Raw genomic sequence first — 18435 nt, forward strand, 5'->3', positions numbered from 1 at the left:
CAACTATCGAGAGTAGGGTCAGTGATTATATTCAGAAGTATTTCTCATTTTGTGTGCTGGCTATAGAAGATAAACCTGAGCGCTTATCTTTGGAATCCAGGCTCATATCTACGCTCTCATTATGTGATGAGTGCGCTCCTTCTGTTCAATGGCTTGGGATGTCCTCACCCCATGAGAAAATAAGAAGAAGCGGACTTTGGCAAGTGAACGAGTTGTATAAAGAACCATTGAATAACCAGGATTTTGACAGAATCGGGGTAGTAGCCAGTGAATCGAGATAAATCGCTCTGTATTATTCCCTGCGGTGCCGCGAAGATATGGGATAAACAGCCTTCAATTGGACCTGTAGAAGCGCAGAACGTTTATACTGGTGTTTTTGCGCTGGCCTGTCAAAGGTATGCTAGAACCTTCTTCGATCATTGGGTGATTCTGTCTGCAAAATATGGTTTTCTATATCCTGAGGATATCATTCCAGAGGACTATAACGTGTCCTTCATTAAGCCTTCCAGTGAGACTATTCTTATCGCTCAATTGAAAGAGCAAGCTGAAAGCAAGGGATTATTTAAATATCAGAAGATTACGGTGCTGGGCGGCAAGCACTATGCGGATCGAGCTAAAGCTGTATTTAATCAAGGACAGGAATTGTTCTTTCCTCTAAGCGATTGTACGGGGATCGGCTATATGCTGCAAAGGTTGACCCGAGCGTTGGAAGGACAGGAGGCGATCTCTGGAGATTCACTGTTGTCACCATCTGAAGTCATTGTACGGCCTGCTTTGAAAAAACATAGAGATCAGCCGAAGAATCTTACGGAGAATAACGTTGGGAAATACGTTTCACTTTATCGATATTTACTGGGTACTAAAGGCAAGCAAGTGATTATGACCATAGACCAAATCGAAGCGATACTAGGTTTCGCACTGCCTGCATCTGCGAGTAAATATCGTCCATGGTGGGCTAATGCGTTGACGAATACACAAGCTAAGTCATGGCTGCATGCTGGTTGGGAGGTGGATTCAGTCACGCTTGGAGAAAAGACTGCATTCAGAAAAATAGGTGATGAGGTGTAGCTCTGTTGAAAATAGAAATCGGAGAATCCTTGATGCTCTCATGGCTAAGACATGCAAAGAATTGTCAGCTTGTTCAGTTGAACTGGAAGCCATCGGTGAAGTCGTGGGAAATTTATAACGAGGCCGTTGTCGAAAGTATGATGAAAGATTCAGACCAATACTTTAAAGAGAAATACAGCCTTGATTTGTTTAAACAAAATAGTTCTTACACACAGTTGCTTCAACAAGCTGAGATTGATGCATTGGGTATGGAGGTAGGAGGAGCAGGTGGGGTTCTAAATATTTATGGTATAGATGTAGCTTTTCATGAGAATGGCTTGAATTATGGTTCCAAGGAAGAAACTATTTCCAGAGTGCTGAAGAAAATGATTCGCACTGCTATGGCGATTCATGGCTATTTCAATTTGAATGCTGGAAATATTATATTTGCTGCTCCCAAAATATATGGTGCAATACGTGAACCGCTGGAGCTCTACATATCCGAACTCCAGGAGCTGTTCCATGCAAAAGGTTTAGATTTTCGTTTTGAGCTTCTGTGCAATGAAGACTTCAAAGAGAAAATCTTCAATGTGGTTACAGCCTTATCCAATTCTGTGTCAGATACTTCGGAGCTGTTTATGCGAAGTATACAGCTGTACAATCTTTTCGCAGAGGATAAGCATCCAGTGAACCTACCGAAATCGCCCTCAGTGCAAACAAAGAAATTACCTGCCGATTTTAAAGGATCTGAGGAAATAAAGATTGGTGCTTTTGTTAAATCCAGTTTTGAGCGACTGATTGCAGATGATCTATTAACGGAGCACGAGATTGAGCGGTTGCAGCGACTAGACTACTCGAAGAAAACATTTAATCTCACTTATCCTGTATTGAAGAAGGTCGACCCTACCCTTTCCTTGACCGAACAGCGGAATATCAACGGACGACCCAGATTCTATGCTGATCCGTATTTAATCTATGGCTATGATTATCTATTATGTAATCATTGGGTGGAGAACTTTAGCAGGAGTTATTTCGATGCATGGCTAACTACGTTCAAACGGTAGTAAAGATTTGGTGGGTAAATGTTCTTTTGTTACCAAAAATTGTGACGGGTTTGCCGAGTACATAACAAGCTCCGCCAAATCCAGCACAATATTAGCCTTCATCAACAGATCTAACCCAAGCAGCCCATTGATTGCAAGCTTCTCATGAAGCGATCCGACATCCAGCTTAACATTCTCTATATTAATGTCACCTAACTGAACAGATTCAATCTCGTCCCCATTCTCAAAGAAAACACCAACGTCGGCTACAGCATCAGCAGATAACAGGGTGTGAGACGCTCCGGTATCTATGACAAGTTTGTCTATAGTCAGAGCTTGTCCTTTATAATTCAAGGTAAGGGAAGTTTGCAGTAACCCATCGACGTAATCAATTCTCATGTTGCACGACTCCCCGCAAGCCACGAAGCGTTCGAATTTCAACCTTCAACTCATCATTTGCCGTGTGGGATACGATTACGCCATCTTTAGATTGCAGCAATTCTTTGGTCGCTTCTTGCGGATCTTGAATAGCACGGATCAGGGCGACTTCATCAACAAACTTGGTATTGCCTTCGGTATGTGAAGCTAGTATCTGCAGCTTAACGTATTGATTGGGGTGAATTTTACGTACTTCTTCCCATTGCATGGATGGCACCTCCAATTGGGTTTATCCTATACCCTTCCATTATCCGCTTCCCGGCGAAAACGGCTGTTTATGCTAAACTGACGGATATTATCCATCTAACGTTGGGATATCAATCCGAATAGGGGGGAGCTTCGGCTATGAACAAAATACAAGTCTCGCCGGGTGTTGAACGTGAGGTGCTCGCGGTCGGGAATGGGCTAATGGTTGTCCGGTTTACCTTTGCCCAGGGAGCGGGGGTGCCCTGGCACAGCCATGAGCATGAGCAATCCAGCTATATTGTCAAGGGCCGCCTGAAGTACTGGATCGGCGAGCAAGTCGTAGAGTTGACTGAAGGAATGTCTGTGATTATACCGCCGCATGTGAGCCATAGAGCGGAAGCGCTTGAGGATACGCTGGATATCAATTCGTTTACCCCGATCCGGGAGGACTATCTTTGAAGCAGAAGAACGGATACGCTGACTGCAACCCTGCCGCCCTCCCGCACGTCTGGTAAATAAATGGCAGCCAGCCCATTCCGTTAAAAAGGGGACATGCATATGACCGATAAAAGATCCTCCGCCCCCTTACGGGCAGGATCGACAAGATTGCGAGCAATTGGAGTTGTTTTGGCGGTGATTGCGGTTCTCCTCATTTTGCTGACCGGCTACCTTATTCAGCGTGGAGGGGACTTGCCTTCAGACCATGAGATCAACCTTGAAGAAGATGTGATTGTTAATCACGGGTTCAACGCCAAAAATGTAGAGCGGCTGGATAACTTCATGATGCGGAAGAGCGGGAGTCAGCGCGTCGTTCAGTTTACGGTTGAAGGCGACCCCATCTTTGAGGATTTGCATTATAAGCGCGGCAAGCTGGTGTATACCTATGATACTACGCAAGACGCGTTCGGTGTGCATAAGGTCGCCAGCTATATCTGTTCCGCTTTGGAGCGGGAAGAGACGGATACGATGCTGCGCTATACACTGACGGGCTGTGATGGAGAGGCTCCTGACCAGCATTTGCTGCAGGTGGACTTCGAACTGAAGCGGCCGGACAGCTTAGGCTTTGTGCTGAAATATGGATATGGCCGCCGGAATGAAATCAATACGCTGGAGGGAACCTTGGTCAAAGATCTTCTGGATGGCACGGTAGCCGGTCCCGTCCCATTTCAGTATGGGCAGGATGAGGCGCAGCAGATTTACCGGAGAATGGTGCTGGCCGATTATCTGGCAGACAAAGAGGTATCTGAAGCCTGCAATATTAAGCCCTATGCCAGCTATGAGCTTAGTGTTGCAATCGGCGGCAGGGACCAGCATTATCTCTGGAGCGAGTGTGACAACAGCAGGGATGGGCAGGAGCTGACCGGTCTGGCCGAATACATCATCGGTCTGGCAGAGGAGACGGACGTTTACCGGTCGCTGCCGGAAATCCGGGGCGGAGTGAAGTAAACGCCCTTAACCGTGCAACCGGTATTTGTCCATGAATTTTAACGGGGCCGCAACTGTTCCTATTTGGTTCAAATCGGCTCGTTCTTGTTATGCGGGAGGGTCTCGCGATTTTTTTCCCCGGTATGATTATTATTGCAGCGTCGTTCCCCAGCGGTAGGGGTCGGTGCATCCGGTATAAATGCCTTTGACTACCCGGTAGGCGAGCTTGGGTTTACGGTATTCGGTGACCAGACCCTTGTTATTGAAGGAACGGGCGCGGTCTCTGAAGTGGGGGCGGAAGCTTTCCAACTGTGCCCGGGTATCCGCAAACTGCCAGACATAAGTGCCGCTTAGCTTCGTGTCACTCCGGAAGAGCTTCAGCGCCTTGCTGAGGATTTCGGCCTGATAGTCTTCGCTGAATAAACGGGGCTCCCAGCCGGTATCGCCGTGGATGCCTGCTCCGCCGAATTCGGTCATCAGCACGGGAGTTTCCTCTGCCCCGTAAGCCTTGCAGCGCTCATGGAAGGTCGAGAGCATCTCCTCAAATTTCGTATGGCCGAAATACCAGCCGTCATAGTAGTTGATTCCGATGACATCGAACAGGCCAAGGCAAATGTCTGTCATAGGGTGCATGGTGGCATAAGCCACAAGCCGGGACGAATCCTTCTGCCGGACAAGCTCTGTCATCTTGACGGATAAGTCATAGGCCTGCTTCGAGCGTGTGTCGATTTCATTGTGAACGGACCAGAACAGGATGGAGGGATGGTGGAAATCCCGCTCGATCATCTCGCTCATCATCGTCATCGCGCGTTGGATGAACACAGGATCGTCCGTATGCTCGGCCGGAAAAGCAGCACCCCAGATCGGAATCTCGCCCCAGAAAAGCACTCCCCGCTCGTCCAGCAGATCCAGCCAGTATTCGCTCTGAGGATAATGGGACCCCCGTACGGTGTTGCAGCCCATCTGCAGAATAATATCCAGGTCCTTGGTCATTAATTTGTTGGGGAAAGCGAAGCCCCACTCCGGATGCTCCTCGTGACGGTTAACGCCCTGGAGATACAGCTCCTTGCCGTTCAGCAGAATCTTCTTGTTCCGCTTCTCCACGGTGCGGAAGCCGATCCGGTCTGCCCGGTCATCCCGGCCGGCTACGGCCCGGATCATGTAAAGCTCGGGATTCTCCGGCTCCCACCGGACCAGTTCCGTCCAGCTCTGCTCTATGTTTAATTCCAGCCTTTCGCCGGCTTTAAGGCGTACGTTCCCGGTGTGGAATAATTCTCCGTTCCGGTACAGGGACACTGGCACTTCCGCTGAGCTGTCCGACAGGGAGCGAAGGCTCAGATTCATCCGGATGTCAGCACTGGAATCGCCGGTCATCTCGTAGGTGATACGCATATTCTCAATGGAGACATCGGGGAGAAGCTGCATCTCCACAGGCCGGATGATGCCGCCGTAATGAAACCAGTCCACGATATGGTACGGTATGGTGTTGAGCTCCAGCGTGCTGTCCGTGCGGACGATAAGTTCATGGATTCCGGCCGTGGCATTAGGAATCGTAAAGTTGAATGGAGTATACCCTCCGAAATGATACCCCAAATGGTTTCCGTCCCAGTATACGTCGGCATGTCCCAGCACAGCATGGAACAGCAGATGGAGATGGCGGCTTTCCTCAAGCGTTACCCGGGTGCGATACCAGGCAACCCCCTCATACTCAAATTTGCCAAGCTCGTTATTCCAGCAAGCCGGCACCGGCATCTGATCGGGAGCGGCAGGAAAGGAGGTGTGCCATCCTTCCGATAATCCGATGTTATCCTTGTCAAAAACGAAATCCCATAATCCGTCAAGCAGATGGCATTCCCGGAGCCGGTGCTGTTGAAACGTTCGAATCAAATGGATCATCTCCAATGATATATTTAGGGTTAAAGCGGACTCATACCCTTTATGATGGGAGTGTAGCACCGGATGCTGTGAAGGGACAATGGCAAAACCAATCGGAATCATTTATCATAAACGATACAAGACATTCTTTAGGAGGCAGAATGGTGGAATATGCGCTGGGAAATTTGGCGGCACAGATCCATTGGGTGCTGGCCAAGCCGGCGGTGCCGGGCTGGGAGGACATACGGCAGACTGTTTCCGGGCATACCCTCTATTACATCTATAGCGGTAAAGGGATATTCCGGTGCGAAGAAGGGGAACGGGAGGTGGAAGCGGGTACCGTTGTGTACCTTTGGCCCGGCTTACCGCTTTACATGCAGTCTTCCGAAACGCATCCTTTACGGATGACGATGCTGCTGTTTGACTGCGCATCGCTGCGGAGGAGTGAGGAGGGGTGGACGGACCCGGAGCCTATTGGCAGGCTGCGGCTTCCCTATCTGATGCCTTTGGCGGGCGAGCGTATGCGGAGAATCGGCGGGCTCTTCCGGGAAGCAGAGCAGGAATGGGTACCCGGAGATCCCGTGCGGGAGGCACGGGTGAAATCGCTGTGGTACCGGTTGGTTTCCGAGCTGCATGAAGCTGCAGACGAAGGGGAGATCAGGAGCGGGGAGCAAGGAATGGCGGCTGCGCTCCGCCGCTTCAAGGAGCAGCTCGACACGGGGTTTGCCGCCGAGCTGCGCATCACTGAATTATGCGAGCAGACCGGCTTCTCGCCTGTCTACTTGCGCCGAAACTTTGCTGCCCGGTACGGATGCAGCCCCAAGGAGTATCTCGGACAGCTGCGCAATGAGCATGCGGTCCGCCGGCTCCGGTTCACAGGCGATTCTGTGGGGGATATCGCAAGAGCCTGCGGTTATTCCGATGTCTACCAATTCAGCAAGGCATTCAAGAAGCGCAACGGGATATCGCCGACCGATTACCGGCTCAGGGCTGAGGAGGTGAAGCCTGCCCCTAGTACACAAACCTCCGCTGCGCCCAGTAGCTGAACACGAAGATCGAGGCTTCCGTCAGAATCTTCGCGACGGCCAGCGGGAGGATCAGCTTCTCGTTATAGAAGTAGAGCAGCCCGTAATTGGCCAATAACACGAGGATGACGAGCGAGAAATATTTCGGCAGCGACTGGAGCCGCGACTTTCTGGTGCCGGTGAATACATATTTCCGGTTCACCGAATAGTTAAAGACGGAGCTGCACAGCCTGGCAGCTACCACGGCCAGGAAGAGGTTGCCGGTCAGTCGCTGGAACAGGAACAGCAGCAGGAAGTCGAGCAGCGCCGACAGCAGCGACGAGGTGCTGAACATCAGAATCGGCAGATAAATCCGGAAAGAGTCGGCGAGCGGCCGGAAATGGGAGGATTTATTGTCATCCAGATATACGGTGTCAATAAATACTTCACTGATTTCATAGCCTGCTTTACGCACGTTCAGCAGCATGTTCATCTCGTATTCGAAGCGGTCGCCGGGGACCCGGCACAGCCACTCCAGCATCGGGGGGGCGAAGCCGCGCAGTCCGGTCTGGGTATCGTAGATTTTGGAGCCTGTCGTGAGTGCGAATACCCCGCGGGTCACCGAGTTGCCGAAGCGGCTGCGCAGCGGAATCTTTCCGCTAAAGCGCCGGCTACCCAGGATAATTCCGGGAGCAGTCTGGCTGTGCAGGGCTTCGGCAACCCGCTTGATATCATGGGGCAGATGCTGTCCGTCGCTGTCCGCGGTAACTACATAACCGGGAAGTCCGGTATCCCGGATATAGGTGAAGCCGGTCTTTAAAGCCCGGCCTTTCCCGAGGTTGACGGAATGCGTCAGCACATGGCAGCCGAACGCTTCCGCCGTCTTGAACAATCCGCGGTAAGCCGGACCGCTGCCGTCATCTACGACAACAATGGGGCCAAGCTGATAGTCTTTCAGCCGTATAATCAAATCAAGCAGCCGGTCGTCCGGTTCATAGGCAGGAATTAGAATAGTCATAGCTGTGTCACTCCTTGATGTAAAGTATGTCGCTGACGCCGCGTTCCTGGTTTTTACCCTGCGGGTTGTTGACGACCCGTCCCATAAAATACATGGTGGAGGAACCGCCGCCGTCCAGGTTGTAGGCTTCCGTTGCTCCAAGGTCCTGCATCAGCTGCGCAAGCTCGGTCAGGGTCATGCCCCGGCTGTAGCCTTCATTGCGGCCGTCAACGACAACGAACACGTAGTGGTTCGGAGCGATCATACCGATGGCCGTCCGCGGATTCGCGTTCTGGATCGAGCGATTGCCGAAATTGGTGTCGATTTTGACACTGCTGAAATCACTGGTGATTTGTCCGTCCTGAATCAGGATCGGGCCGAAGGAAAGGGTGTTCGTTACCCCCTGCGCCAGCAGCTCGGATGAGTCAATTTCCTCCTCGTTATAGGTCTCCATCGTTCCGTCCGACAGCAAAGCCATCGCATCCCGGACCGGATTATCCCGGTAGACTGTGCCACCACGGATAATCACCCCGTCTTCACGGAAGCCGTAATAATCCCCGTTAACCGCGAAGAGTGCATCATTATTCTCAGCAATCTCCGAGGTAACCTCCGTAATGTTCGTACCGAAGCTGTTGTCGGCAAAAGCGGACTGCAGGCTGCTGGCATCCTCAAGCACGACATCTGCCACGAAATAAGTAATCTGATCCGAACCCGAACCGGTCTGTACCTGATCGATCTTGATCTGGATATCGTCACTGCTGTAGCTCCAGTCATCGGAAACGGCGTTAACCTCTTCAGCGGTGACAGCAGAATCGCTAGCTTCACCCGCCGCAGCGGCGTCATCGGCCACAACGACCTCAACATGCTCGATTAAATAACGGTCAGCCAGCTTATAGACCACGCCCCCGATCACCAGGAGAACGACTAGAATCCCTGTTCCGATTTTTTGTTTGAAGCTCAATGTTTTCTTGTTGTACCTTTGTGCCATAGCAGCATCACCTCAACTTGTATATTGCTTAAGCAGCATGATACGCGCCGTACCTTTAGTGAACCTGAAATACGCGGGGAGTCTCTTCAACAGGGAGGGCTCATGCTATACTTTAGACAACAACTGCTAGAGTACAGGGGGAACTGCCGTGCAACAACGGGTGCTGGTCATTGAAGATGACCATGATATCAGCGGAATGGTAAGCTCGTATCTGCAAAAAGAAGGCTTTGAAGTAAGCGCCGCCTTTGACGGCTTGGCGGCGGTAGAACTGCTGCGCAGCGGCGGGGAGTTTGATCTGGTGCTGCTCGATCTGATGCTGCCGAAGCTCGGCGGCCAGGAGGTGCTGCGCAGCATCCGGGAGCGCAGCCTGGTACCGGTGCTGATCATGTCGGCGAAGGACAGCGATGTGGATAAGGCGCTGGGCCTGGGCTTCGGCGCAGATGATTACATCACCAAGCCGTTCTCGATGATTGAGCTGGCCGCCCGGGTGAAGGCGGCCATCCGGCGGGCAGGGTATACCGCCGCTCCGAACGGGGCGGGCGCTCCGCCGCCGGAAGAACGGCGCAATCTCATTACTTTTCGCCAGCTTACGATTGATCTGGCCAATTTCGCTGTCTGGAAGAACGGAGAGGAAATCAAGCTGACGGCCAAGGAGTTCCACATTCTGAAGCTGTTCGCGACCTCCCCGGGCAGGGTCTACACGAAGGCGCAGATTTACAGACAGGTGTGGGATGACGACTATTACGGCGACGAGAATGTCATCAACGTACATATGCGGAGACTCCGTGAGAAGATTGAGGACGATCCGTCCGCTCCGGAGATCATCAAGACCCTTTGGGGGATCGGCTATAAGCTGGGAGAGGCCGAATGACGGCCGCGCTGCTGGGTGTGATGATTGCGGTGTTGCTGGTTGTCATCGGGTGGCAGAGCTACCGTTCGCGGCAGAAAGCACGCCAGCTGCAGTACATCCATGAGAAGCTGGACAGTATTATGGAGCGGAGCTCGCATGAGCGGCTGCTGCTCCTTAGCGACCATCCGGAGGTGCGCATGCTGCTTACGGCCCTGAACCGGCTGCTCGACGTTAATCACAAGGGAGCTGTTGAAAGGGCGCAGCTGGAACACTCCATGCGCAATATGCTGGCCAATGTGTCCCATGACCTGAAGACGCCGCTTACGGTCGTACTGGGCTATATTGAGACACTGCAGCATGACGGAGGGGAGCTTCCGGAGGCGCAGCGGCTGCAAATGCTGGAGACGATCCGGCGCAAAGCCGAAGAGGTGATTGCGCTGATGAACCGCTTTTTCGATCTGGCGAAGCTGGAATCGGGTGACAAGGATATTCCGCTGTCCAAGGTCGATGTGGGTGAAGTCTGCCGCAGCAACATTCTCGCCTTCTATGACCTGCTCAGTTCCAAGGGAAGCAAGGTGGAGGTGGAGATTCCGGAGGAGCCGCTTTACATGCTGGGAAATGAAGAAGCCCTGACCCGGGTGTTGTCCAACCTGATTTCCAATAGCATAGCGTACGGTGATGCCGGGGGAGTTCTGGGCCTCCGGGTATACGGGGATCAAGAGGGACGGCAGGTGTCGGTCGAGGTATGGGACCGGGGCAAAGGCATACCGGATACGCATCTCGAAAAAGTATTTGAACGGCTGTATACGCTGGAGGATTCGCGCAACCGCAGCTATCAGGGCAGCGGGCTTGGCCTGACCATTACGAAACGGCTGACCGAGCAGATGAAGGGCAGCATTACTCTGGACAGCAAGCCTTATGTCAAGACCGTATTCACATTGACGTTCCCCAGGCTGAATTATTAACGGTGCGCGGAGCAACTTAAGATTTACGTAAGAATCAGGTAATAAAAAAGCAAGCTCCGCCCTGTACAATAAAACTCAGGAAGCAAAGAAACGGCAAAGGGGATAACGGAGATGTCAACGATACTGCGGACCTGGAATCTGACCAAGGTGTACCGGGACAGAGAAGCGGTCAACAACGTCAATATGCAAATCAAGAAGGGCGAGATTTACGGGTTCCTGGGACCGAACGGCGCCGGCAAAACAACGGTCATGAAGATGATCACCAACCTGGTGAAGCCGACCTCCGGCGAAATCGAGCTGTTCGGAGAGACGCTGACACCCAAGTCATACGAAGTGCTTAAGCGCATCGGCAGCATTATTGAATACCCGGTCTTCTACGACAAGCTGACAGCCAAGGAGAATCTGCAGCTGCACGGCGAGTACATGGGCTACTATGACCCCAAGGCGATGAAGGAAGCACTGGAGCTGGTGAGCCTGAAGGGGACGGACAATAAGCCGGTAAAAGAGTTCTCGCTGGGGATGAAACAGCGGCTGGGCATCGCCCGTGCCGTCATGACGAAGCCGGAGCTTCTGATTCTGGATGAGCCTATCAACGGCCTGGACCCGCTGGGCATCAAGGAGCTGCGCGATGTATTCCGCATGCTGAGCAGGGACTATGGGATGACCCTGCTGATCTCCAGCCACATCCTGGGTGAGATTGAGCAGCTGGCCGACACCGTCGGCGTGATCCGGGACGGCATCCTGCTGGAGGAAGTGACAATGGATACGATCCGCACCCGGAATACGCAGTATATGGAGCTTGAAACCGGCGAGCTCAATAAAGCGGTCTATATTTTGCAGCATAAGCTGCGACTGTCGAACTACAAGGTGCTGAACGCCCGCACGATCCGGATTTATGACGCCATTTCACAGCTGGAGGTCAACAAAGCGATGGCCGAAGGTAATGTGGAGCTGGACAGCATCAGCAAGAAGCATCATTCGCTGGAGGATTATTTTGTGGAACTGATCGGGGGTGAAGGCATTGCTTAAGCTGATCCAACTGGAAATGCGCAAGAACAAGACCAAGCTGCTGCGCGGAGCGCTCATTGCCGACTTGATCCTTTTGGCTTTTATGGTGCTCGTTGTGTTCACCGAGGAGGGGGAATTCAGCACCTATGCCGATGTGTTTGACGGCTTATATGTATTCACCAAAGCGATATTTATCATCTTTGCCTCCGTCTTGCTCAGCAAGCTGGTTATCGACGAATACAAGAACAATACCATCACTGTACTGTTTATGTATCCGGTCTCCCGTAAAAAGCTGATGGCCGCCAAGCTGCTGATTGTCTTCGGATTTACCTTCATCTCGATCTTTCTGTCCGATATTATACTGAGCCTGCTGCTGGGCGGCATTGATTACTACTTCTCGGATGTAATCCAGGGCGAGCTGAGCGTTCGAATGATGCTGGATGAATTGCCGGGAGTTGCGGCGGATGCGGTTTACAGTGCGGGCATTGCCCTGATTCCGCTGTTCTTCGGGATGCGCAAAAAGTCTGTGCCGGCGACGCTCGTGTCGGCTGTGCTCCTGGTCAGTGTGCTCTCCTCCGGCGTCGGACAATTCCGGCTGGGGAATCAGTTTGGCGTTGCAATTTCGCTGTCGCTGATCGGTGTATTCATTGCTTATCTTGGAATCAAGGATATTGAGGTCAAGGATGTGGCTTGATTACTCCCTCATCCGGTAAGCTTTGAAGGTGCTGTTCTCCACTGGAGAGCGGCGCCTTTTAATGCTCGATCTGCTAATCAGCCCAACAATAGGGCGGGCTACCCAATTCACCCCGGAATAGCGGGATTTTTTCGCTGAAATCGGGCTTTTTGGGCGCAGTTTGTGGCGACCGGCAGCGCTTTTTTTGATATAATAGAAAAAAATTCAGATTTTTCTACATATATAGAGGATTTCCGCATATTCCGGACCCTGGTCATAGATATAAATGATAGAGGAGGTGTGCCATGCCACAAGACTGGGCTTCCATCTTAAGCCGGATGCTTTCGGATGACAGCGCTTATAAAGCGTTCTATGCATTGCATCCGGATATCATTCTCGTGCTGGACCGGCAGGGGCGTTATGTCGAGGGTAACCGTGCCTTCAACGATCTGCTTGCCGGCAGACCGTCTTCACCGGAAGGAAGCGCAGATGGCGCCTGGGCGCCGTTTCCCGGTGAAACTTATTTTGCGGATGCGCTGCAGGGCACGCCCTCCTGCTTATCCGTGGCGGACGGGCTTAACGGGCAGACGCTGACGGTTGATTTCATCCCCATCCGCGCGGAGGAGGGAGTGGCCGGTGTGTTCGCGTTCATCCGCTGCGACCGCACAGCCCCGCTGCCAGCCCTACTGCAGGACTGGCTGGACAGCCTGCCGGCGGCAGGGCCGCCTACCGCGCGGACGCATGTCGATGCTGCGCCCGCGCCAGCTCAGGCGGGAGCCGGAGAATGCCGGCAGCCTGAGCTGATTGTAGAGATGGCCGAGGACCGGCGGCTTAGCCTGATCCTGAACTCGGTGGCATCGGGCATCTGCGGCATTGATACGGACGGCCGGACGATCTTCGTGAACCGCGAAGGTGCGGAGATGCTGGGGTATGAACCTCATGAGCTGACAGGGATGCACCTGATGGAGCTGATCCAGCACATCCGCAGCGACGGCTTCCGTTATACCCATCTGGATTGCCCGGTAAACTTGACTCTGCAGGATGGCATTACGCGCAGCAAATCGGATGACATCTTCTGGCGCAAGGACGGAACAAGCTTCTTCGTCCATTACCGGATCGCTCCGCTGCTCGACGGAAATGCGATCTGCGGCGCCGTCATCTCCTTCAGTGATATTACCAATGAACGCGAGATTCTGCGGGCCAAGGAGTCGGCCGAGCAGGCGGCGCAGGCCAAGTCGGATTTCCTGGCGATGATGAGCCATGAGATCCGTACACCGATGAACGGAATGATCGGGATGGCCGATCTGCTGCTGGAGACGCCGCTTGAAGAGGAGCAGCGGGGGTATGCCGAGATTCTGCGCAGCAGCAGCTACAGCCTGTTGCAGATTTTGAACGATATTCTCGACTTCAGCAAGATGGAAGCGGGTAAAATGACGCTGCAATTCGAGACGTTTGACTTGCGGGAAATGCTGGAAGGCATCATCGATCTCTTCACGCCCAAAGCGGAAGAGCGGAAGCTGAAGCTCCGGTGGTGGGCGGATACCAGCGTGCCGGCTTTTGTCACCACTGACCCGAGCCGCCTGCGGCAGATTATCGTCAATCTGGTCGGCAACGCGCTCAAATTCACCGAGAGCGGCAGTGTGACCCTCTCCGTCAAGAATATCCCGCTGCCGTACTCGCCGGAATATTTGCTGGAATTCTCGGTCCGCGATACGGGAGTGGGGATTGCCGACAGCAAGCTGAATCTGCTGTTTCAATCGTTCTCGCAGCTGCATCCGTTTATCAACCGCAAATATGGCGGCACGGGGCTGGGCCTGGCGATTTGCAAGCAGCTGGTGGAGCTGATGGGCGGCACTATCTTTGTGGAGAGCGAAGAGGGCCGGGGCTCCACCTTCCGGTTCATGCTTCCGTTTCTTAAAGAGGAGTGCGGGGTGGAGATGTGGGAGGCCGAAGCCTCCACGTGATCATCCAATATTCGGGAGAGAGCTGAAATAAATACGGCAAGGCCCCGGCTGCTTAAGAAAGCCGGGGCCTTATTTTACATATCAGAAGCATTCATCGGGGTAATACTTAAGATTATCGGATATACATAAGTCCCACAGTTGCCGGGCCGCAATGGCTGCCGATGACGCAGCCGGCGTGAATCACGGCGATTTCATCCACATTCGTCCGCTTACGGAGCTCTTCCACCAGGTACTGGGCATCCTCTTCCGCCAGCGTATGGGCGACGATGACCAGCTCCTTGTCCATTTCGCCGGCATGGACAAGGGCATGCTGCAGCATTTGCTCCACAGCCTTCTCTTTCTTGCCGCGAATCTTGCTGACCGGTACAATGGCGCCGTCAATCAGGCGCAGCACCGGCCGGATCTTCAGCAGGCTGCCGATGAAATTCTGCATGCCTGAGCAGCGTCCGCCCATATATAAGTAATCCAGGGTATCCACGACGAATTCCGTCTCCACGCGGCTGCGGCAAGCTTCCAGCATGGCGACGATTTCCGCACTGCTCTGTCCCTTGGCGGCGGCGCGCGCCGCTTTCATGACCAGGAGCGCGATTCCGCCGCACAGTGTCTCGGAGTCGACGACCCGGACACGGCCTTCCGGAAATTCGCCCGCAGCCAGCAGGGCGTTTTGGTATGTAGAAGATAATGCCGAAGAAAGACTGATATAGACGATATCTCCTCCGCTGCTGATGACCGGCTCAAAGGCGGCCATAAAGTCGGCGGGAGAAGGCGCGGCCGTCTTCGGAAGCGCACCGTTTGCGGCGACGCGGCTGTACACTTCCTCCGGCGTAATGTCTACACCATCCTTGTAAGTACCGTCCTGAAACACAACATACAGGGGAACAATCCCGATATCATACGTTTCCTTCCAGCCTTGCGGCAAATCGGAAGTGCTGTCTGAAAAGATTTTTACGATCGACATGAGTGTCTCCTTCACCGGATCTCAAAATGACTAAAGCACACAGGCTGAGCTGTGGTGTCAATTCATTATACCAAGCTTGCCGCGTTTCTCAAAATAGAAATGCCACATCTGCCAGCAAATGAGAGAAGGAGGTCAGTAAAAAAGGACTTCAGCATGTGAAGTCCTTAGCGATTACGGTCATATGCTATTTCTTCATCACAGGAATCCATACTTCACATACATAATCTTCTGCGCCGGGATCGCCGGTAAGATACAGCTCGAACTCCGGTCCGCCGGTATGCTCATACCCGGTAGAAGGAAACCATTCCGAGTATATACGCTCCCAAATCTTCTGGATCGCATGCGGCATGGGTCCGACCGATGTGAAGACCGCCCAGGTTGCAGCGGGAATAACCGTTGTTTCATAGCCTTGAGGATCGGTCTCCTCCGTGCCTTCCGCGGCAATCCAGTAAGTCATCGTTTCCTTCTGCATGTCCATGTCGCTGCAGATGCCCAAGAGGTTCGGATGCACGCCGATAAACTCTAATCTTTCGGAGGTGCCGTCGCTGTTGGCCTCGTTCCACAGCTGCGGGATTTTGCGGAAATTCTCCCCCTCGCTGGTGCCTACTACCCATGACTTTCCAATGACCTGAAACGCTGCCTTTTCCACAATTCTGTAATCCATTTCCTGATCTCCCTTCAATGATAGATGGAAGGATAGGCGGGGGAAGGCCTTGAGGACAGCGCCGGGCTCACGCGCCGCGGAAGGCGTAATGCCATGCGCCTTGCGGAACGCCTTGGTGAAGGATTCCGGTGTGTCGTACCCGTATTTCAAAGCGACATCCAGCACCTTAACCTTGGACACAGCCAGCTCCTGGGCGGCCAGCGTCAGCCTGCGCTTCCGGATATAATCGGCCACCGTGAAGCCGGTGACCATCCCGAACATGCGCTGGAAGTGAAAGGGCGATACATGGGCCACCCGCGCCACCTCTTCAATACGCAGCGGCTCCGTCATTCTGCTCTCCATATAATCCAGCGCGTCCTTCATGCGGTTCAGCCATTCCAATATCGCCATCTCCCTTTGAACCCATCTTATCATGCTGCCTGCCGCTGGTCCGGTTATTCTGTGCTCACTTCAGACAGGTACGGCTAGAAGGGGAGCACTTTGGCGGAGGAGGATCCGAAGGCCAGGACGGGCTTTGCCTCCATGATGACAGGTTCAGGGAAACTCGTAAAGCCATTGTTGATGCCCGATACGGCATTCCTTATGGCTAAGCTTTAAGCGAATACACAACCGCCTCATAAGGACGCAGTGTTCGGCGTTCTTCTGCAAGCTGCTCGCCGCCGTAGTTGCCGACAATGACGCCGTTTACGGCGGCCAGCTCGCCGGGGAGTTCCACTTCCTGCGGACTATCGCTGAAATTCAGCAGCACCAGCCACTTCTCCTTCTCCAGCGTGCGGGTGTAAGCATAGATATATTCATGCTCCGGCAGCAGCAGGTCGTAATCGCCGTAGACCATGATAAGGTGCTTCTTGCGCAGTGCAATCAGCTGCTGATAATAATAGAAAATCGAATCCGGATCGGCCAGGGCCTGGTCTACATTGATATCCTTATAGTTCGGATTGATCTTGAGCCAAGGGGTTCCCTCCGTAAATCCGGCATTATCGCCGGCGCTCCACTGCATTGGCGTACGGGCGTTGTCCCGCCCCTTCACATGGATAGCATTCAGGATCACATCATGGTCTGCGCCGCCTTCGGTCACTTTTTCCCGGTACATATTGAGAATTTCGATATCCTTATAGTCTTCCAGCACAGGAAATTTCACATTGGTCATACCGATTTCCTCGCCCTGGTAGATGTACGGCGTGCCTTTTAGCGTATGGAGCAGAGTAGCCAGCATTTTGGCCGACAGCACGCGGTATTCGCCGTCATTGCCGAAGCGCGAAACCATGCGCGGCTGGTCATGGTTATTCAGATACAGGCTGTTCCAGCCGCGTTCTGCCAGTCCCGTCTGCCATTTATGCAGGATATCGCGCAGCTTGGTCAGGCTCCACGGCGTAACCTCCCATTTGCCGGTCGGACCGGCGTCCACGTCCATATGCTCGAACTGGAACACCATCTGCAGTTCATTCCGGTCCTCGGCGGTATAGAGGATGGCGTCTTCTACGCTGGCTCCCGGCGTCTCGCCGACAGTCATGACCTCGTACTTGGATAACACCTCCCGGTTCATTTCCTGCAGGAATTCATGGACACGCGGACCGTTCATGTAATACTCGCCGCCGCCCGCAAGGTCTCCCGGCGCCAGCCCTTCATGGGTTACGGAAGGCAGGCCCTCCACCTTGGAGATCATGTTGATTACATCCATGCGCAGGCCGTCGACGCCTTTGTCCAGCCAGAAGCGCATCATGTTGTACAGCTCTTCGCGAAGCTTCGGGTTCTCCCAGTTCAGATCGGGCTGCTTGCGCGAGAACAAGTGAAGATAATATTCATCTGTCTTCTCGTCATACTCCCAGGCCGGCCCGCTGAAGATCGAGCTCCAGTTGTTCGGCAGCTCTCCGTTCGGGCCGCCCGGACGCCAGATATAATAATCGCGGTAAGGACTATCCTTGGAGGAACGCGATTCAACGAACCAGGCATGCTCATCCGAGGAATGGTTGATGACGAGGTCCATCATCAGCTTGATGCCGCGTTCGTGCATCCCGGCCAGCAGCTTCTCCCAGTCGGACAGCGTGCCGAATTCGTCCATAATATCCTGGTAATCGCTGATATCATAGCCGTTGTCGTCATTCGGCGATTTATAGACGGGCGACAGCCAGACGACATCGACGCCCAGCTTCTGCAGATAATCCAGCCGGGAGATGATCCCGCGCAAATCGCCGATCCCATCCCCGTTGCTGTCTTGAAAGCTGCGGGGATAGATCTGGTAGACGACGGCTTCTTTCCAAAATGCTCTGTTCATTGGGTTAGCTCCTTTGAAATGGGATAGTAAGGTTCTGCCTGCAAAAAAGCCCCGTAAGCAAATTGCCTGCGGGGC

Annotated in this window: 19 protein-coding genes; 11 read left to right on the plus strand and 8 right to left on the minus strand. The window is 53.2% G+C overall.

The features are described from left to right. The first annotated feature begins 5 nt into the window (after positions 1–5). Genes F1381_RS29355 through F1381_RS28295 form a run of 3 tightly spaced genes read left to right on the plus strand, consistent with a single transcriptional unit; the run spans position 6 to position 2111 of the window. Positions 6–281, plus strand: coding sequence for a GIY-YIG domain-containing protein (locus F1381_RS29355; protein WP_484549335.1), 276 nt, complete (start codon positions 6–8; stop codon positions 279–281). Beyond that, positions 268–1068, plus strand: coding sequence for a DUF7662 domain-containing protein (locus F1381_RS28845; RefSeq protein ID WP_246188020.1), 801 nt, complete (start codon positions 268–270; stop codon positions 1066–1068). The genes F1381_RS29355 and F1381_RS28845 overlap by 14 nt, the downstream gene beginning before the upstream one ends. A gap of 5 nt (positions 1069–1073) precedes the next feature. Beyond that, positions 1074–2111, plus strand: a complete 1038-nt coding sequence (locus F1381_RS28295) for a hypothetical protein (RefSeq protein ID WP_187355343.1) — start codon at positions 1074–1076, stop codon at positions 2109–2111. On the opposite strand, the gene F1381_RS13570 is transcribed toward F1381_RS28295, so the two are convergent. Both F1381_RS13570 and F1381_RS13575 read right to left on the minus strand, forming a co-directional pair. Beyond that, positions 2091–2489, minus strand: a complete 399-nt coding sequence (locus F1381_RS13570) for a pepsin/retropepsin-like aspartic protease family protein (protein ID WP_151735390.1) — start codon at positions 2487–2489, stop codon at positions 2091–2093. The genes F1381_RS28295 and F1381_RS13570 overlap by 21 nt on opposite strands. Then, the gene (locus tag F1381_RS13575; RefSeq protein WP_151735391.1) at positions 2479–2736 is read right to left on the minus strand and encodes a hypothetical protein; all 258 of its coding nucleotides are present in this window, start codon (positions 2734–2736) and stop codon (positions 2479–2481) included. The genes F1381_RS13570 and F1381_RS13575 overlap by 11 nt, the downstream gene beginning before the upstream one ends. A 137-nt stretch (positions 2737–2873) precedes the next feature. On the opposite strand from F1381_RS13575, the gene F1381_RS13580 reads away from it, so the two are divergent. Both F1381_RS13580 and F1381_RS13585 read left to right on the plus strand, forming a co-directional pair. Next, positions 2874–3173, plus strand: coding sequence for a cupin domain-containing protein (locus F1381_RS13580; RefSeq protein WP_151735392.1), 300 nt, complete (start codon positions 2874–2876; stop codon positions 3171–3173). A 231-nt stretch (positions 3174–3404) separates the two neighbouring features. Beyond that, entirely contained in the window at positions 3405–4160 is a 756-nt protein-coding gene (locus F1381_RS13585) for a DUF4362 domain-containing protein (protein WP_187355344.1), read from the plus strand. A 129-nt stretch (positions 4161–4289) separates the two neighbouring features. Here the strand turns inward: F1381_RS13585 and F1381_RS13590 are convergent, their stop codons facing one another. After that, positions 4290–6026 carry a glycoside hydrolase family 2 protein gene (locus F1381_RS13590; protein WP_151735394.1) on the minus strand — a complete coding sequence of 579 codons (1737 nt, stop codon included), beginning with the start codon at positions 6024–6026 and terminating at the stop codon, positions 4290–4292. 152 nt (positions 6027–6178) lie between these two features. Between F1381_RS13590 and F1381_RS13595 the strand changes: the two genes are divergently transcribed. After that, positions 6179–7060 (plus strand): helix-turn-helix transcriptional regulator, encoded by an 882-nt coding sequence (locus F1381_RS13595; RefSeq protein ID WP_151735528.1) that lies wholly within the window; start codon positions 6179–6181, stop codon positions 7058–7060. Here F1381_RS13595 and F1381_RS13600 read toward each other — a convergent pair. Together F1381_RS13600 and F1381_RS13605 are read right to left on the minus strand one after the other, a co-directional pair. Continuing rightward, complete coding sequence (locus F1381_RS13600) at positions 7026–8036, minus strand: bifunctional glycosyltransferase family 2/GtrA family protein (protein ID WP_151735395.1); 1011 nt, start codon at positions 8034–8036, stop codon at positions 7026–7028. The two genes, F1381_RS13595 and F1381_RS13600, sit on opposite strands and share 35 nt — an antisense overlap. A gap of 7 nt (positions 8037–8043) precedes the next feature. Continuing rightward, a complete protein-coding gene (locus F1381_RS13605; RefSeq protein WP_151735396.1) occupies positions 8044–9003 on the minus strand; it encodes a phosphodiester glycosidase family protein in 960 nt (319 codons plus the stop codon). Between the two features lie 196 nt (positions 9004–9199). On the opposite strand from F1381_RS13605, the gene F1381_RS13610 reads away from it, so the two are divergent. The 5 genes from F1381_RS13610 (at position 9200) to F1381_RS13630 (ending at position 14463) form a co-directional block, all read left to right on the plus strand. Next, positions 9200–9874 carry a response regulator transcription factor gene (locus F1381_RS13610; RefSeq protein WP_425495275.1) on the plus strand — a complete coding sequence of 225 codons (675 nt, stop codon included), beginning with the start codon at positions 9200–9202 and terminating at the stop codon, positions 9872–9874. After that, positions 9871–10818: a sensor histidine kinase gene (locus F1381_RS13615; protein WP_151735398.1), complete on the plus strand. Its 948-nt coding sequence runs from the start codon at positions 9871–9873 to the stop codon at positions 10816–10818. Before F1381_RS13610 ends, F1381_RS13615 begins: the two co-directional genes overlap by 4 nt. Positions 10819–10929: 111 nt before the next feature. After that, entirely contained in the window at positions 10930–11847 is a 918-nt protein-coding gene (locus F1381_RS13620; RefSeq protein ID WP_151735399.1) for an ABC transporter ATP-binding protein, read from the plus strand. Then, positions 11831–12520: an ABC transporter permease gene (locus F1381_RS13625; protein ID WP_246188021.1), complete on the plus strand. Its 690-nt coding sequence runs from the start codon at positions 11831–11833 to the stop codon at positions 12518–12520. The genes F1381_RS13620 and F1381_RS13625 overlap by 17 nt, the downstream gene beginning before the upstream one ends. Before the next feature lie 284 nt (positions 12521–12804). After that, on the plus strand, positions 12805–14463 hold the full coding sequence (locus tag F1381_RS13630) for an ATP-binding protein (RefSeq protein WP_151735401.1): 1659 nt from the start codon (positions 12805–12807) through the stop codon (positions 14461–14463). Between the two features lie 112 nt (positions 14464–14575). Here the strand turns inward: F1381_RS13630 and F1381_RS13635 are convergent, their stop codons facing one another. From F1381_RS13635 to F1381_RS13645, 3 genes are all read right to left on the minus strand, one after another. Then, positions 14576–15421, minus strand: coding sequence for a DegV family protein (locus F1381_RS13635; RefSeq protein WP_151735402.1), 846 nt, complete (start codon positions 15419–15421; stop codon positions 14576–14578). A 184-nt stretch (positions 15422–15605) separates the two neighbouring features. Continuing rightward, positions 15606–16466 (minus strand): AraC family transcriptional regulator, encoded by an 861-nt coding sequence (locus tag F1381_RS13640; protein WP_187355345.1) that lies wholly within the window; start codon positions 16464–16466, stop codon positions 15606–15608. A gap of 205 nt (positions 16467–16671) precedes the next feature. Continuing rightward, positions 16672–18360: a glycoside hydrolase family 13 protein gene (locus tag F1381_RS13645; RefSeq protein WP_151735403.1), complete on the minus strand. Its 1689-nt coding sequence runs from the start codon at positions 18358–18360 to the stop codon at positions 16672–16674. Between the last annotated feature and the right edge of the window lie 75 nt (positions 18361–18435).

The sequence above is a fragment of the Paenibacillus tengchongensis genome (assembly GCF_008973665.1).
Taxonomy (GTDB): domain Bacteria; phylum Bacillota; class Bacilli; order Paenibacillales; family Paenibacillaceae; genus Paenibacillus_AQ; species Paenibacillus_AQ tengchongensis.